Genomic DNA, 15195 nt, shown 5'->3' with positions numbered 1-15195 from the left:
TACGTACTCGGAGGCCAGCAGCGCATCGGCGTGTTGGCCCGCCGCGAACAGTTCAAGCGCTCGCGTTAATAGTGCGTCGTCCCGCAAGCGGGACGAGCACGAAGTGAGGAAAAAGGGGGCGGGGCCCCCTTTTGGTTGCTGCATATTACGACTGCTTAGCCGATTGGATCGACGATCGTGACGCTACCGACGATTTCGGTCTCAACACCCGACATCACTGCTTCCACGAAGTTGACGGTGACAGCAGCGCGCGACATGCCGTTGGTCAGCTGACCAACCCAGAACGCGGTACCGGCAGCATCGCCATCACGGTCCAGCAGGCCGTCGTACAGCGAGTCGATGAATTGTGCGTTGGTCTGCGTTTCACCGGTGTACTCGGCTGCGTCCATGAAGCCCATGGCGATCGAGGTCAGGGCAGCGCCGTCGTCAGCACGGTCGAACCAGAAGTCCAGACCGCCAGCATCAGCGGTACGACCCAGCAGAGCCTGGTAAATGTGTGCAACGACAGCCTGGTCAGCGTTGTCTGCGAAGATCAGCGCATCGGTGCCATCCAGCTTGACGAAGTCGACATCGGTGAATTCAACCGACACGTTCGTTTTCGTGTTGGTGACTTTCGATTGGCCATTGTTGGTGATGATGGTGAAGTCATCTTCAACGCCAGCGACCACGATGACCGTCTCGTCGTTACCGGTGACTTTGCTGGTGCCCTGGGTTGCGTTCACGACCAGTTGGCCAGTGCCTGCAACGACCACGTCCTTGTCGCCAACGATGACTTGGGTGTTCTTGCCGTCAACGATGGTGATGGTGTCGGCGCCTGCGGTGCCAACGATGACGCGTTCGATGTCCACGCCGGCAACGACTGCCTGCGACGAGCCAGCTTCAGCGGTGTTAGGAGTAGCGGTACCAACCGTAGCATTCACGCCACCAGCGCCCTGGAAGAACACGACTGGGGTGTCGCCAGTCAGGGTGACATTGGTCACTGCGTTAGGCGAGGTGGTGACGAACAGGACTTCAACACCAGCAGCGCCGCTGATCGTGGCGTTGTTAGCAACGGTGGTGCTATCGACGACGACGGTCGTGTCGGTTGGCGACGACACCAGCGACAGGATCTGCGAGATGGTATCGGCGTTGAAGACTTGGGTCGAGGTTGCGGTCAGCTGATTGCTGACTGCTTGGGCATTGCTTTCGTACATTAACTACTCCTAAAAGGATTAAAGTTTCCCGGTTTCGCCGGGTGCTCCAGGGGACAAATTGGACGGCCAACCTTCAGCCCTCGCACGACGCACCTTAGAAATTGTTCAACCAAGACATGACTAATTCTTGCAAGCCATATCTTGGTTGAGATTTAGTACATCCAGATACCCGAGATATGTTGTTGCCCAAACAAATTGTTTGGATTGCTCGACGTGTACCTAAAAGTCACAACAGCGTTCGAATTTTCGTTCCAGAATCCATTACGGTCGCGCTGCGATTCTACAGTGTAAATGTATGAAAATTCTCACCGAATGTCTCAATGTTCCTATATTTCTACAGGAGGAAATCGAAATAGTCCTGTAATTACAGGAGGTTGGAATTGTTTTTCAAAAGTAACTTTACCGCGACCAACGATCGAAATACAAAACAATCGTGCAGTGCAGCAGATTATTTGTTCAATAATCAGCAAATACAACATATGACGATTGTTAGTGGCCGGATTTTCGGCTTGGACTTGTCAGAATGACTTGAGAAGGGCGCAGGAAGCCGCACATGACTGGGAGGGATATATGAGCAGACTGCAAACGACCGGGCGCCGCATGCGAGGAGGAGGTGCAATCGTACAAACGGCGAGCATTGGCGCTCGCCGTGGATTGATCAATCAGTCCTGACGCTCGGGCTTTACCGCAGGCGTTGCCGCATCAACATCAGCCGCCTGCTTGTTTCGCTCACCCGGCGCCTTCCCCCGCGTGCCGCCCGGCACATCGCCAGTCGCGTTTCCATGACTCACCTGCGCCGCGCCGGCCGGGCCGACATTGCTTTCAGGTGACGCTTGCGCGAAATTGCTATTGATCCCAGACTGGCTGTTGCCAGCCTTGTTGCCGCCGTCGCGGTGCCCGATGCTCGAGTCGCCATCGGCATCATCTGCCACGAAGCCGGCATACGCGTCCGGGCCGTCCTGGCGCAGGCCGTTGTCTTTCGAATCTTTGCGGTTGTTGTCGTTCATGCTGCTCTCCTGGTTCGTTGGTATGGAAAGCATCTGGGTACGCCGTTCCCCGGTCCCAATAGGAGCAAAGATCGTAACAACGTAGGATTTGTCCTCAGTAGCTGGCCGACATCTGCACCGAACGCGACGCGTGCAGCGGTGGCGCCAGCGCAATCACCTGGTCGCGCCCGGCCGACTTGGCGGCGTACAGCGCAGAATCGGCGCGCGCCAGCGTGGTCTTGAATTCTTCGTTATCCAGCGTGATCGTCACGCCAATGCTCAGGGTCAGCCGGCGTTGCGCGGCCGGCAGGTTGCTGGCGGCCTCGCGCAGCGTTGCGGCCAGCGCATTGCCGACCGCGCTGGCGCGCGCCAGGTCGGCGCCCGGCAGCAAGACCGCGAATTCGTCGCCGCCCAGGCGCGCGATGCAGTCGACGGGGCGCAGCGTGTCGCGCGCGCGGGTGGCCACCAGTTGCAGCGCGCTGTCGCCCGCTTCGTGGCCGGCGCTGTCGTTGATGGCTTTGAAGTGGTCAAGGTCGATCAGCATCAGGGCCAGCGGCTGGCGGCGGCGCTGGCTCAGAGTTACTTCGCGCTCGGCGATCTCGAAGAAGGCCTTGCGCGACCAGGCGCCGGTCAGGTGGTCGTGGTTGGCGATGTATTCGGCCTGGTGCACGATGTGGCGGTGCAAGGTCAGCAGGCCGCCCAGGGTCAGCGCGGGCAGCGCCAGCGCGGCGACGGTCAGGATTGCCAGGCTGGCGGTACTGGGTTGCAGGAGCGACGTCGGTGGATCGGCCGCTACCAGCAGCCACAGCATGCGCACCCCGTGCCCGCCGGCGACCAGCGCGCACATCAGCAGGACAAAGCGCTGCACGTGCAGCTGGCCTGGGCCTTGCAGGTGCGCCTGGCCATGCGCGCGGCGCTGCTGCTCGCCGCGGCCGGCAAGCACGCTGTGCGCAATGTCGATGCAGATGCCGGCCTGGAACAGCGAGACGACGGCGCTGCGCAAGGCGAACGAGTCGAGCCAGTAATGAAACAGCGTCGTGAGAATGCCCACCGCGCCCACCAGCAGTGTCAGCACCTTGACATGGAGCGCGCGCCCGGAGAGCTGGCGGTAGCCGGCGGCGAGGGCCGCACCGGACGCCGAATATGAAATGTTCGCTAACTCGTAAGCGAACACGGGCGGCAGTTCGCGGCCGAAGGCATACAGCAGGTTGCCGAGCAGGCCCAGCAGTGCTGCCGAGCGCATGGCGCGCATGCCGCGCAAGGTTTGCGAGCCAGCCGAGACCAGCGCCAGATAGACCAAAAAGCAGAGAAGAGACGCAATCAGGAAAATCTGCTGGGTGGCGAGCATGGCGAACGGGCCTGGCGCAACGGGGTGCGCAGTGGATGACAAGGATGGGATAACCGAACTGAGCCGGTATTATGCCGTCCTCGCATGCGGGCAGGGTGTTGATTTGTCGCTATCTCGCAACTACTTGAAATTACGGCAATAGGCCACGCCCGTCGCCTTGCTCATCAAGGCAAGTTACCCCACGACATACCGTTTGGAGACACCCACGCCCATGGTCTGGCCGCTGGCGCCGTAGATGGTGCCGCTCGGTGCGTTGGTCGGGGTACGCAGGGCGTTGAGCACGCCCTGGTTGTGCGCCAGCTGCTTGTTGATCAGCATGCCATTGACGCGGTTGAGTTCTTTTGCTTCGCGCGCTGCATCGAGCATGCGCTCCCACTGTTGCCGTACATCGCCGTCGCCATTGACTGCCAACCAGGGTTCCATGCCCGCTTCCGATGCGTCGCAGCCTGCTGCGGCCAGCGCCGCGTGGCGCTGTTGCGACAATGAGGCCAGATCGGCCAGCATCGCATTCTTGCGCGTGGTCAGCGTTGCCAGGGTATCGGCATCGAGCGATACCAGCGATTGCTGTTCCTGCTTCATCAACGCCAGGAGGGCGGTGAGGTGATGGTGTTCGGCGGCGATGGTCTGGAACGGGCTGGTGGTCATGGTTTAGCGTTGTCTCGAATGGAGCAAGTCGCGTACGGTTTCTAGCAATCCGTCAGCCACTTTCTCGGAGTTGACTTGGAACTGACCATCGGCGATGGCCATCTTGATACGTTCTACTTTCTTGGCGTCGAATACGGCGGCGCCGCCACCGATGCTGCTTGCCATGGCCTGGCCTTGCGAGGACAGGCGCACGCTGTCGGTCTGCGCCCCGGTCAGGGGGGCGGTTGTTGCGGCCTTGTCGGCGCCACGCGCGTTGTTCGTTTGCGTGGTGGCGGGTTGAAGGCCTGGGTTGCTCTTGAGCGTATCGTTGATTTTCATGGCTTCATCCTTCTCGGTGCGCGGAGCACAAGCTCCGGGATCTGCTTGTTGTAACGGCTGCGCCTTTACAAACTTTAGCAATCAACGCAAATTCGGCGAAGAGAAAATCACAAATACTTTACAGAACTATTTCTACCGTCCCGTCCTGGCGCGCCGTGCCGCTGATGACGCGGCCGGCGATGGTACGCACCTGCACCACCTGGCCGTCGCTGGCGTTGTTGATGGCCTTGGCTTCGCTGCTCACCGAAAAGTTCGAGCCGCGCGATACCAGTCGTACCGCCTGGCCCTGCTTGATCACGGCCTGGCTGCGCAGGGAGTCAGTGCGCAGTGCGGTGCCGGCCGGCAGCGACACGGTGGGCGTACGGCCCAGCGCCTGCGCCATGTCGGTGATGATCCCGTTCGGCATGGCGGCGATATCGCCTTTGACCATCACCAGATGACTTTGCAACAACGGCTGGCCCTGGGCCAGCGGCACGCCGGCGGCGACATACTCGGCCACCACGCTCACCTGGGCCTGGACATACATCGTCCACGCCGGCGCCGTGCAGCGCACGCCCACGGTCGTCTTGCCCCAGGGGCGGGCGCCCGGTTGCTGGAAGGCTTCCGGCGCCGGGCAGGCCGGCAGGTTCAGGCGCTGGTCGATCACGCCCACCTTCACGCTCACCTGGCCCGGCAAGCCGGCGCTCTGGGTGGCCAAAAATTGCTCCACCACGGCGCGCACGGCGTCGGGTTTCTGGCGGTTGTTCGCGCCCTGCTGGGCTTGTGCACCACTCACTAACAGGGCGAGCAGCGAAAAAGCGACAAGTTGAGATTTCATGGTTTGGCGGTTGACCAACGATTCGGGAATGCTGCTATCTTAGGTCCAATGATTCCGTAGTGAAACTTTGAATAGCGGGGGGAATGCCCGCTCTTCTCCGTCGATTGGTGTGGCGAAGCGAACCGTATGATCGCTTCTGTCCCAACAAAGTACAGCCCGGAGGCGGCATGATCGGCAAACTCGACGACTACATGCGTTACAACGAAACGGCATTGTCCCTGCGCTCGCAGCGCCAGGAACTGCTGGCGTCCAATATCGCCAATGCCGACACCCCTAACTACAAGGCGCGCGATATCGACTTCGCGGCCGCGTTGCAGGGGGCGATGGCAGGCAGCAAGCCGGGCGGTGCAATGAACACCACGAACACCAGCCATATGGCACGCGGCACCGCCACCGGCGACACGCTGGCCAACGGCACCCCGGTGCTGTACCGCGGCGTGGTGCAGGGCAGCGTCGACGGCAACACGGTCGACATGGACGTCGAGCGCAACCAGTTCGCCGACAACGCGCTGCGCTACGAGGCCGGGATCATGATGATCAACAGCCAGATCAAGGGTCTGCTGAGCGCGATCCAGGGCCAATAAGGAGCTTACGCATGTCGCTATTTAATATCTTTAACGTGTCCGGTTCGGCCATGAGCGCCCAGGCGCAGCGCCTGAACACGGTCGCCAGCAACCTGGCCAATGCCGACAGCGCCACGTCGCCATCGGGCGAAGCCTACCGCGCCAAGTCGGTCGTGTTCGAGTCGGTGCCCAGCGCGTCGGGCGCCACCGGCGTGCGGGTGCGCGAAGTGGTCGAAGACCCGTCGCCGCTCAAGCAGGTGTACGACCCCAAGCATCCAATGGCCGACGACAAGGGCTATGTGTCGATGCCGAACGTGAACGTGGTCGACGAGATGGTGAACATGCTGTCCGCCTCGCGCTCGTACCAGACCAACGTCGAAACCATGAATGCAGCCAAGACCATGCTGCTCAAGACCCTGACCATCGGCCAATAAGCCCCGTAGATCGATACCATGACCAGCCCAATCACCAGCTCGACCGCAACGTCCGACATTTCCAGCCTGCAGGCGACCATGAATGCCAAGGCGAAGACCGCCGAAGACAGCGTCCAGGCCGACACCGACAAATTCATGACCCTGCTCGTGACCCAGTTGAAGAACCAGGATCCCCTGAACCCGATGGACAACGCGCAGATGACCAGCCAGCTGGCCCAGCTGCAGACCGTCACCGGCGTGAACAAACTCAACACCACGCTGGAGTCGCTCAAAGCCAGCTACCAGTCGAGCGAATCGCTGTCGGCCACCAATCTGATCGGCCATGGCGTGCTGGTCGAAGGCGACGGCATCCTGCTCTCGAAGAGCCAGGCCATCCTGGGCGTGGAGCTGGAAAGCCCGGCCGACTCGCTGCAGGTCATCATCGTCGACAAGGCCACGGGCAAGGATGTGGCGGCAATTGACCTGGGCGAGCAGGAAGCCGGGATCGTGCCGGTCGCCTGGGATGGCATCGCCGACCCCAACAATCTGGACGCCGACGGCAAGCCGGTCGTGTTGCCCGATGGGAGCTATACCTTCCGCGTGGTTGCTTCACGCGGCGGCGAACAGCTCACCGACGCCAAGACCCTGTCATTCGACAGCGTGGCCAGCGTCACGACGAATGGCAAGGACGGCGTCAAGCTGAACCTGCCGGGCAAGGGCGCTGTCTCCCTGGCCGATATTAAACAAGTGCTGTAAGCCAAGCCGCTTACTGACTCACCTTATACTGGAGCATTACTATGTCTTTCCAACAAGGCCTGAGCGGCTTGAACGCTGCTGCCAAATCGCTGGACGTTATCGGTAACAACATCGCCAACGCCAGCACGGTCGGCTTCAAGGGTTCGACCACCCAGTTCGCCGACGTGTATGCCAATGCGCTCAACGGCGCGGGCGGCATGACCGCCGGCATCGGCGTGAAAACCGCCGCCATCGCCCAGCAGTTTACGCAGGGTAACGTGGAAGCATCCAGCAACCCGCTCGATATCGCCATCAACGGCGCCGGTTTCTTCCGCATCGAGCAGGCTGGCGTGACGCAGTATTCGCGCAATGGCCAGTTCTCGCTCGACAAAGAGGGCTTTATTGTCAATGCCCAGGGCGCCAAGCTCACCGGTTATGGCCTGGGCGCCAACGGCCTGCTGGCCGCCGGCACCGCCGTGCCACTGAAAATCGATTCGTCCGACCAGCCGCCGAAGGTCACGTCGGAAGTGCAGATCCAGCTCCAGCTCGATTCGCGCACGACCACGCCGAAAAAGACCGAATTCGATCCGGCCGATCCGGACACCTACAACAAGCAGGTGCCGATGAGCGTGTACGACACGCTGGGTAACTCGCACACGCTGTCGACCTTCTACGTCAAGTCGCCAACCGGCGACGGCACCTGGAATGTGTACGCGGCCAAGGACGGCACTGAAATCGGCGCGCTGGACGCGATCGGCAAGGCCCAGACCGACCCGGCAGCCGTCACGTCGCGTACCGCCTGGGATACCGCCAGCAAGGTCGTGCCGCCAGTGGCCGCCGACCTGGCCAGCACCATCGCCACCTATGCCACCGACGCCGCCAATGCGGTCGTCGCCGGCGCCGGCAACCTGGCCACCGCCGACAACCTGGCCGAAGTGCGCGCCGCCGCCGCGACCGCCGCCGCCGTGCCGGGCGCAACCCCGCTGCAGATCGACGCCGCGATTGCCAAGGCGCTCAAGATGGAGCCGAAATCGATCGGTACGCTCAAGTTCGACACCAATGGCGCGCTGAACCTGGCCAGCACCGGCACCGCCGGCAAGTTCAATATCGACATCCCGATCGTCCCATCGACCGGCGCCGAGCTGAACCTGCCAGTGGAGATCGACTTCGCCGGCACCACCCAGTACGGCACTACCACCAGCGAGAAGTTCCTGGCGCAGGATGGTTACAAGCCGGGTTCGCTGCAGCGCTTCTCCACCGGCGCCGACGGCAGCATCCTGGGCCAGTACAGCAATGGCCAGACCAAGGTTTTGGGCCAGGTCGTGCTTGCCAACTTCACCAACCCGAACGGCCTGCAGCCGCTGGGTAACAATGCCTGGGCCGAATCGTCCGATTCCGGCATCCCGCTGATGGGCACTGCCGGTACGGGCGGCCTGGGCGTGCTGCAATCGTCGGCCACCGAAGCGTCGAGCGTCGACTTGACGGCCGAGCTGGTCAACATGATCACGGCGCAGCGCGTGTATCAGGCCAATGCGCAGACGATCAAGACGCAGGATTCGGTGCTGCAGACGCTGGTGAATCTGCGTTAATGCACGTCATCCCCGCGAAGGCGGGGATCCAAGTTTGCTAGCGCAGCCACGAAAGCAAACTGTATCGGTAACGCAAACAAACTTAGGTTCCCGCCTTCGCGGGAACGACGTGGTAACACATCAAGGAACACATCATGGACCGCCTGATCTACACCGCCGCCTCCGGCGCCAAGCACATCCTCGAGCAGCAAGCCACCACGTCCAACAACCTGGCCAACGTAAGCACGACGGGCTTTCGCGCCCAGATCGACATGTTCCGCGCGGCGCCGGTGCAGGGCCCGGGCATGCCGACCCGCGCGTTCGTGGTCGACTCCACGGCCGGCAACGACTTCGCGGCCGGTCCGCTGCAAGTGACGGGGCGCGACCTGGATGTGGCGGTCAAGGGGCAGGGCTGGCTGGCGGTGCAGATGCCCGACGGTTCCGAGGCCTACACCCGCAACGGTTCGCTCCAGATGAGCCCGAACGGCGTGCTGCAGACTGCAAACGGCCAGACGATCGCCGGCGAAGGTGGGCCGATCACGATCCCGCCCGACGCCACCGTGACGGTCGGCGGCGACGGCACCATTTCCACCATCTCCAGCGTCGACACCCCGGCCGCGCCGGCCGTGATCGGTCGCCTGAAACTGGTCAATCCGCCAGAAGGCGACCTGGTGCGTGGCGACGACGGCTTGTTTCGCATGAAGACCGGCGCCCCGGTCCAGGCCGACCCCACCGTGCAGGTGGCGGGCGGCGCGCTCGAGGGCAGCAACGTCAATCCCGTCGATTGCATGGTCAACATGATTGCTTTGGCACGTTCTTTCGATACCCAAATGAGCTTGCTGAAGAACGCCGAGAACAACGCGGCGAAAGCCACCCAGATCCTCGCTTTGAATTAAGTGTTGCCGCTGCATAATTCTATTGTCCGTGGAGGCCTTCGCCTACCACCAATAGGAGAATGCAATGATCCGTTCGCTCTACATCGCCAAGACCGGCCTGGAAGCCCAGCAGACCAATCTGGACGTTATCTCGAACAACCTCGCCAACGTCAGCACCAACGGCTTCAAGAAGTCGCGCGCCGTGTTCGAGGATCTGCTGTACCAGAACGTGCGCCAGCCAGGTGCGCAGTCGTCCCAGCAAACCAACCTGCCTTCGGGCCTGCAGATCGGTACCGGTGTGCGCACCGTCGCTACCGAGCGCATCCACACCCAGGGTAATCCCCAGCTGACCGGCAACGACAAGGACGTGATGGTCAACGGCCCCGGCTACTTCCCGGTGCTGATGCCGGACGGCACCCAGGCCTACACCCGCGACGGCTCGTTCCAAAAGGATCAGAACGGTCAATTGGTTACCTCGAGCGGCTTCGTCATCCAGCCGCCGATCACCGTGCCGATCAATGCCTCGTCGATCACGGTCGGCCGTGACGGCACCGTGTCGGTCAATGTCGCCGGCGAAACCGGCACTACCCAGATCGGCGCGCTGCAACTGGCCACCTTCATCAACCCGGCCGGCCTCGAGTCGCGCGGCGAGAACCTGTACACCGAAACCACTGCCTCGGGTAACCCGAACCTGAACGTGCCGGGCACCAACGGCGCCGGCAACATCATGCAGGGCTACGTGGAATCGTCGAACGTCAATGTGGTCGAGGAAATGGTCGCCATGATCCAGACCCAGCGCGCCTACGAGATCAACAGCAAGGCGATCACGACGTCCGACCAGATGCTGCAAAAACTGTCGCAGCTTTAATTCGACTCTTCTTTCAGACACCATGAAAATCCTGACTTCGTTCGCTGCGCTGGTACTGCTTGCCGGTTGCGCCACCGCTCCCACCACCATCGTGCAGGGTCCGACCAGTGCACGGCCGATGCTCGTCGATGGCGCGCCAGCCACCGATGGCGCGATCTTCAACGTCAACAGCTATCGTCCGATGTTCGAAGACCGCCGCGCCCGTCATATCGGCGACCTGTTGACCATCAATATCGCCGAGCGCACCACGGCCACCAAGGCCGGCGCGAGCTCGGGCAACAAGACCGGCAGCGCCAGCTTCACCACGCCGGGCCTGTTGGCAGGCGTGATCGGCGCCGGCGTGGCGGTTGAATCCGGCACCAAGTTTGCCGACGGCGACAACCAGAGCGCATCGAACAACTTCACCGGCACCATCGGCGTGACCGTCACCGAAGTGCTGCCGAATGGCAACCTGATCGTGGCCGGCGAAAAGCAGGTCGCGATGAACAAGGGCACCGAGTTCATCCGCTTCTCAGGCATGGTCAGCCCCGACACCATCCAGGCCGGCAATACCGTGTCCTCGGCGGTGGTCGCCGATGCGCGCGTCGAATACCGCACCAATAGCCGCCTCGATCGCGCCGAAGTGACGTCGATGCTGTCGCGCTTCTTCCTGTCGATGCTGCCGTTCTAAGAGATCACCACCATGCGTAAATTTGCTTCCGTCGTCTTGCTGGCTGCCGCCTTTGGCGGCATCGCCCCGCTGGCCCAGGCCGAGCGCCTGAAGGACCTGGCCACCATCGCCGGCGTGCGTCAGAATCAGCTGTCGGGCTACGGTATCGTCGTGGGCCTGGACGGCACCGGCGACCAGACCAGCCAGACGCCATTCACCGTGCAGTCGATCCGCGCGATGCTGCAACAGAAGGGCGTGAACCTGCCGCCCGGCACCCAGCTGCAGCTGAAGAACGTGGCGGCCGTGATGGTCACGACCTCACTGCCGGCGTTTGCCCAGCCGGGCCAGACGCTCGATATCACGGTGTCGTCGATCGGTAACGCGAAAAGCCTGCGCGGCGGCACGCTGTTGATGGCGCCGCTGCATGGCGCCGATGGCCAGGTGTACGCCATGGCCCAGGGCAACCTGGTGGTCGGCGGCGTGGGCGTGCAGGCGCAGGGCGGCGGCGCGCAAGTGCAGGTCAATCACTTGGCAGTGGGCCGCATCTCGGCCGGCGCCACGGTCGAGCGCGCAGTGGCATCGAACCTGGGCGAAAACAACCAGATTCGCCTGGAACTGAAAGAGACCGATTTCGCCACCGCCGCGCGCGTGGTCGAGGCTGTCAACGACCAGTTCGGCCCTGGCATCGCCACCGCCATGGACGGGCGCGTGGTGCGCGTGCGCACCCCGTCGTCGAGCGACCAGCGCGTGGCCTTCCTGGGCATGCTGGAACAGATCGATGTGAAGCAGCCGCTGGCCTCGGCCAAGGTGATCATGAACGCCCGCACCGGGTCGGTCGTGATGAACCGCGCCGTGATGCTCGACAACTGTGCGATCTCGCACGGCAATCTGTCGATCACCATCGGTTCGGATACGCAGGTGAGCCAGCCGAATCCGCTGTCCGGCGGCCAGACCGTCGTCACGCAGAACCAGTCGGTCGAGATCAAGAAGGAACCAGGCCAGATGATCAACGTGAAGGGCGGGGCGTCGCTGGCCGAAGTGGTCAAGGCGATGAACTCGATCGGCACCACCCCGCAAGACTTGCTGGCCATCCTGCAAGCGCTCAAGGCCGCCGGATCGCTGCGCGCCGAACTCGAAATCATCTAAACCGAGAGTCCCGCCATGATCGCCTCGCCCAACCTTGACCAGACCAGCAAGCTCGCGCTCGACACCAACAGCCTCAACGGGCTGAAGAACAGCGCGAAAGCCGGTGGCCCGGCCGCCATGAAAGAAGCGGCGACCCAGTTCGAGGCGATGTTCATCAACATGATGATGAAGAGCATGCGCGACGCCACCCCGCAGGAAGGCATGCTGGACAACCAGCAGACCAAGACCTTTACCACGATGCTCGACCAGCAGACGAGCCAGAACCTGGCCAAGCGCGGCGTCGGCCTGGCCGACGCGCTGGTGCGCCAGCTGAGTGCGAACCAGATGGGCCAGCAGGCGCTGGCCATCGGCGCCGATGGCATGAGCAGCGAAGCGGGCGCTGCCGCCGGCGCCGGTCGCCTCACGCCATCGCTGAGCAGCGCGGCGGCCATGTACGGCAACGGCGCAGCACTGGGGACGGGCGCGGCAGCCAGCGCAGCAGCAGGTAACACCAAGGCGCCACCGCTGGCCGCCACCACCGAGACGGGTCGGGTCCAGGCGCCGCATGTGCGCGCGTTTCAGGAAAAACTGCACGAGCACGCCCACGCGGCCGAGCAGACCACCGGCGTGCCGGCCAAGTTCATGCTGGGCCAGGCCGCGCTCGAAACCGGCTGGGGCAAACGCATGATCAAGAACGCCGATGGCAGCAACAGCAACAACCTGTTCGGCATCAAGGCCGGCCCGGGCTGGAAGGGCAAGGTCGCCACCGCCGTGACCACCGAATACGTGAACGGCAAGCCGCAGACCAAGGTCGAGAAATTCCGCGCCTACGACAGCCCGGCCGATTCGTTCCGCGACTACGCGAACCTGATCGCGAAGAATCCGCGTTACGAAAAAGTCATCGGCAGCAGCGACGCCGCGACCTTTGCCCACGGCCTGCAGCGTGCCGGTTACGCCACCGACCCGAACTACGCGGCCAAGCTGACCCGCCTGATCAAGAACTCGCTGGCGTAACGCACACGCGCCCGACCGAAGAAATTGTTATGACAGCCAACCGTCAAGTTTTCTGAAAAGCTGCCGTTGACTGTACTGTCAAAGAGAGAAAAAAATTATGTCCGGTAACCTCCTCGCCATCGGTAAGACAGGGTTGTATGCAGCACAGGCAGCCCTGGCCACGACCGGCCACAACATCGCCAACGCGAACGTGGCGGGTTTCTCGCGCCAGACCGTGGTGCAGGCCACATCGGCCGCGCTTGATACCGGTGTCGGCTTCCTCGGTACCGGCACGCAGATTTCGCAGATCAAGCGCTACAGCGACAACTTCCTGAACACGCAGGTGCGCAGCGCGCAGGCCAGCACCAGCGGCCTGGAGTCGTATTATTCGCAGATCAAGCAGATCGACAACCTGCTGGCCGACACCACGTCGGGCCTGTCGCCGGCGATGCAGGGTTTCTTCAAGGGCGTGCAGGACATGGCGGCCAACCGCGCGTCGGTGCCGTCGCGCCAGGCGATGCTGTCGGGCGCCGAAACGCTGGCCACGCGCCTGCAAGACCTCGATTCGCGCCTGGGCGAAATCCGCGCCGGCGTGAATGGCGAGATCGAAGCGAGCGTCACCGCAATCAACACCTACGGTACGCAAATCGCCAAGCTCAACGAGCAGATCGCCAACTTCGCCTCGTCGGCGACGCGTCCGCCGAATGACCTGCTCGACCAGCGCGACCAGGTGGTGCTCGAGCTGAACAAATATGTGAAAGCCACCGTCACGCCGGGCGACAACAGCAGCCTGACAATTTCGATCGGCAATGGCCAGCCGCTGGTGGTGGGCAACGATTCGTTCCAGCTGGCGGCGCTGGCTTCGCCGACCGACCTGACCCGCATGGAAGTGGGCTACCAGGTGGGCTCGAAGGTGGCGGTGCTGCCCGATGGCGCGCTGTCCGGCGGCAAGCTGGGCGGTGTGCTCGAGTTTCGCACCGAGACGCTCGATACGGCGCAGAGCGCGCTTGGCAAGATCGCCATCGGCATGGCCTTCGAATTCAACCAGCAGCACCAGCTGGGCCTCGACCAGAACGGCAACAAGGGCCAGGCATTCTTCAATGTGGCCCCGGCCTTTGTCGGCGCCAGCATCAACAACGCCAAGGGCACCGACGCCAATCCGGCCGCTGAACTGACCGCGCAGGTGACCGACCCAAGCAAGCTGATGGACAGCGACTACGAAGTCACGTTCAACGGCACCAGCTACAAGGTCGTGCGCCAGTCGGACAATGCCGACGTCGGCACGGTCACGCCGGGCGCAGATGGCACCGCCAAGTTCGAGATCGATGGCGTCGAGTTCAATTTCTCGGGCAACGCGCGCAACAAGGATACCTTCCTGGTGCGCCCGACCATCAATGGCGCGGCCGACTTCAAGGTGCTGGCCAACGATGTCTCGCAGATCGCCGCCGCGGCCCCGATCGCCACCAGCATGCCGCTGACCAATACCGGCACCGCCAAGATCAGCGAAGGCAAGGTGTCGAAGGACTTCTTGAGCAGCCCGCCGACGCTGCCGGTGACGCTCGCTTTTGACGAAACCAGCGGCAACCTGACCGGCTTCCCGGCCGGCAGCACGGTCACCGTGGTCAACAGCAAGGGCGAGTCGAGCGATGTCGCCGCCGCCAACGTCAAGTTCGAAAACGGCTCGACCTACAGCTTCAATGGCGTGAGCGTCACCATGACCGGCAAGCCGGGCAATGGCGACAAGTTCACGATCGCGGCGAACAACAGCGGCGTGGGCGACACCCGCAACATCGCCGCGCTGGGCGAACTGCAGACCAAGAACATCTTCAACAACGGCACGGCGACGCTGACGTCGGCGTACGCGCAGATGGTCAGCGAAGTCGGCAACAAGACGCGCGAAGTGCAGGTCAATGCGCAGGCCGGCAACGCCTTGCTGGCGCAGGCCACCGGCGCCCAGGCCGATGTGTCGGGCGTGAATCTCGATGAAGAAGCCGCTAACCTCATCAAGTACCAGCAGGCTTACCAGGCTTCAAGCAAGGTGATGCAGATCGCCGGCACCATTTTCGACACGCTGCTGTCGATCAGCCGCTAACGTAGCG

Annotated in this window: 16 protein-coding genes; 10 read left to right on the top strand and 6 right to left on the bottom strand. The window is 62.6% G+C overall.

What is annotated here, in order from left to right; translation table 11 throughout:
- Positions 1-155 precede the first annotated feature (155 nt).
- The 6 genes from AB2N08_RS08865 to flgA form a co-directional block, all read right to left on the bottom strand.
- The gene (locus tag AB2N08_RS08865; RefSeq protein WP_367610273.1) at positions 156-1193 is read right to left on the bottom strand and encodes a DUF4214 domain-containing protein; all 1038 of its coding nucleotides are present in this window, start codon (positions 1191-1193) and stop codon (positions 156-158) included.
- Positions 1194-1855: 662 nt separating this feature from the next.
- Positions 1856-2200 carry a hypothetical protein gene (locus AB2N08_RS08860; protein WP_367610272.1) on the bottom strand — a complete coding sequence of 115 codons (345 nt, stop codon included), beginning with the start codon at positions 2198-2200 and terminating at the stop codon, positions 1856-1858.
- Between the two features lie 94 nt (positions 2201-2294).
- Positions 2295-3527, bottom strand: coding sequence for a GGDEF domain-containing protein (locus AB2N08_RS08855; protein ID WP_367610271.1), 1233 nt, complete (start codon positions 3525-3527; stop codon positions 2295-2297).
- A 174-nt stretch (positions 3528-3701) separates the two neighbouring features.
- Complete coding sequence (locus AB2N08_RS08850; RefSeq protein WP_367610270.1) at positions 3702-4172, bottom strand: flagella synthesis protein FlgN; 471 nt, start codon at positions 4170-4172, stop codon at positions 3702-3704.
- 3 nt (positions 4173-4175) lie between these two features.
- Positions 4176-4490: a flagellar biosynthesis anti-sigma factor FlgM gene (flgM, locus tag AB2N08_RS08845; RefSeq protein WP_367610269.1), complete on the bottom strand. Its 315-nt coding sequence runs from the start codon at positions 4488-4490 to the stop codon at positions 4176-4178.
- A 118-nt stretch (positions 4491-4608) separates the two neighbouring features.
- Positions 4609-5307, bottom strand: a complete 699-nt coding sequence (gene flgA, locus AB2N08_RS08840) for a flagellar basal body P-ring formation chaperone FlgA (RefSeq protein WP_367610268.1) — start codon at positions 5305-5307, stop codon at positions 4609-4611.
- 167 nt (positions 5308-5474) lie between these two features.
- Between flgA and flgB the strand changes: the two genes are divergently transcribed.
- The 10 genes from flgB (at position 5475) to flgK (ending at position 15188) form a co-directional block, all read left to right on the top strand.
- Positions 5475-5891, top strand: coding sequence for a flagellar basal body rod protein FlgB (flgB, locus tag AB2N08_RS08835; protein WP_367610267.1), 417 nt, complete (start codon positions 5475-5477; stop codon positions 5889-5891).
- Between the two features lie 11 nt (positions 5892-5902).
- The gene (flgC, locus tag AB2N08_RS08830; protein ID WP_367610266.1) at positions 5903-6304 is read left to right on the top strand and encodes a flagellar basal body rod protein FlgC; all 402 of its coding nucleotides are present in this window, start codon (positions 5903-5905) and stop codon (positions 6302-6304) included.
- An 18-nt stretch (positions 6305-6322) separates the two neighbouring features.
- Positions 6323-7039, top strand: coding sequence for a flagellar hook assembly protein FlgD (locus AB2N08_RS08825; protein ID WP_367610265.1), 717 nt, complete (start codon positions 6323-6325; stop codon positions 7037-7039).
- A 41-nt stretch (positions 7040-7080) separates the two neighbouring features.
- Positions 7081-8607 (top strand): flagellar hook protein FlgE, encoded by a 1527-nt coding sequence (locus AB2N08_RS08820; protein WP_367610264.1) that lies wholly within the window; start codon positions 7081-7083, stop codon positions 8605-8607.
- A gap of 134 nt (positions 8608-8741) precedes the next feature.
- Positions 8742-9482: a flagellar basal-body rod protein FlgF gene (gene flgF / locus AB2N08_RS08815; protein ID WP_367610263.1), complete on the top strand. Its 741-nt coding sequence runs from the start codon at positions 8742-8744 to the stop codon at positions 9480-9482.
- A 64-nt stretch (positions 9483-9546) separates the two neighbouring features.
- Positions 9547-10329 carry a flagellar basal-body rod protein FlgG gene (flgG, locus tag AB2N08_RS08810; protein ID WP_367610262.1) on the top strand — a complete coding sequence of 261 codons (783 nt, stop codon included), beginning with the start codon at positions 9547-9549 and terminating at the stop codon, positions 10327-10329.
- A 22-nt stretch (positions 10330-10351) separates the two neighbouring features.
- The gene (locus tag AB2N08_RS08805) at positions 10352-10999 is read left to right on the top strand and encodes a flagellar basal body L-ring protein FlgH (protein ID WP_367610261.1); all 648 of its coding nucleotides are present in this window, start codon (positions 10352-10354) and stop codon (positions 10997-10999) included.
- 12 nt (positions 11000-11011) lie between these two features.
- Complete coding sequence (locus AB2N08_RS08800; RefSeq protein ID WP_367610260.1) at positions 11012-12124, top strand: flagellar basal body P-ring protein FlgI; 1113 nt, start codon at positions 11012-11014, stop codon at positions 12122-12124.
- Positions 12125-12139: 15 nt separating this feature from the next.
- A complete protein-coding gene (gene flgJ / locus AB2N08_RS08795; protein ID WP_367610259.1) occupies positions 12140-13117 on the top strand; it encodes a flagellar assembly peptidoglycan hydrolase FlgJ in 978 nt (325 codons plus the stop codon).
- 97 nt (positions 13118-13214) lie between these two features.
- Positions 13215-15188, top strand: a complete 1974-nt coding sequence (gene flgK / locus AB2N08_RS08790) for a flagellar hook-associated protein FlgK (protein ID WP_367610258.1) — start codon at positions 13215-13217, stop codon at positions 15186-15188.
- Positions 15189-15195: the final 7 nt, after the last annotated feature.

This window comes from Massilia aurea (assembly GCF_040790145.1).
Lineage (GTDB): Bacteria > Pseudomonadota > Gammaproteobacteria > Burkholderiales > Burkholderiaceae_D > Telluria > Telluria aurea_C.
The sequence above is the reverse complement of the archived record's forward strand: the minus strand, read 5'-3'. Positions and strand labels throughout refer to the sequence as shown.

Coding starts and splice junctions, on each gene's coding strand:
- AB2N08_RS08855 (WP_367610271.1), bottom strand. CDS start 3,527: ATGCTCGCCACCCAGCAGATTTTCCTGATTGCGTCTCTTCTCTGCTTT.
- AB2N08_RS08800 (WP_367610260.1), top strand. CDS start 11,012: ATGCGTAAATTTGCTTCCGTCGTCTTGCTGGCTGCCGCCTTTGGCGGC.
- flgK (WP_367610258.1), top strand. CDS start 13,215: ATGTCCGGTAACCTCCTCGCCATCGGTAAGACAGGGTTGTATGCAGCA.
- AB2N08_RS08820 (WP_367610264.1), top strand. CDS start 7,081: ATGTCTTTCCAACAAGGCCTGAGCGGCTTGAACGCTGCTGCCAAATCG.
- flgJ (WP_367610259.1), top strand. CDS start 12,140: ATGATCGCCTCGCCCAACCTTGACCAGACCAGCAAGCTCGCGCTCGAC.
- AB2N08_RS08860 (WP_367610272.1), bottom strand. CDS start 2,200: ATGAACGACAACAACCGCAAAGATTCGAAAGACAACGGCCTGCGCCAG.
- flgM (WP_367610269.1), bottom strand. CDS start 4,490: ATGAAAATCAACGATACGCTCAAGAGCAACCCAGGCCTTCAACCCGCC.
- AB2N08_RS08850 (WP_367610270.1), bottom strand. CDS start 4,172: ATGACCACCAGCCCGTTCCAGACCATCGCCGCCGAACACCATCACCTC.
- AB2N08_RS08865 (WP_367610273.1), bottom strand. CDS start 1,193: ATGTACGAAAGCAATGCCCAAGCAGTCAGCAATCAGCTGACCGCAACC.
- flgC (WP_367610266.1), top strand. CDS start 5,903: ATGTCGCTATTTAATATCTTTAACGTGTCCGGTTCGGCCATGAGCGCC.
- flgG (WP_367610262.1), top strand. CDS start 9,547: ATGATCCGTTCGCTCTACATCGCCAAGACCGGCCTGGAAGCCCAGCAG.
- flgA (WP_367610268.1), bottom strand. CDS start 5,307: ATGAAATCTCAACTTGTCGCTTTTTCGCTGCTCGCCCTGTTAGTGAGT.
- flgF (WP_367610263.1), top strand. CDS start 8,742: ATGGACCGCCTGATCTACACCGCCGCCTCCGGCGCCAAGCACATCCTC.
- AB2N08_RS08805 (WP_367610261.1), top strand. CDS start 10,352: ATGAAAATCCTGACTTCGTTCGCTGCGCTGGTACTGCTTGCCGGTTGC.
- flgB (WP_367610267.1), top strand. CDS start 5,475: ATGATCGGCAAACTCGACGACTACATGCGTTACAACGAAACGGCATTG.
- AB2N08_RS08825 (WP_367610265.1), top strand. CDS start 6,323: ATGACCAGCCCAATCACCAGCTCGACCGCAACGTCCGACATTTCCAGC.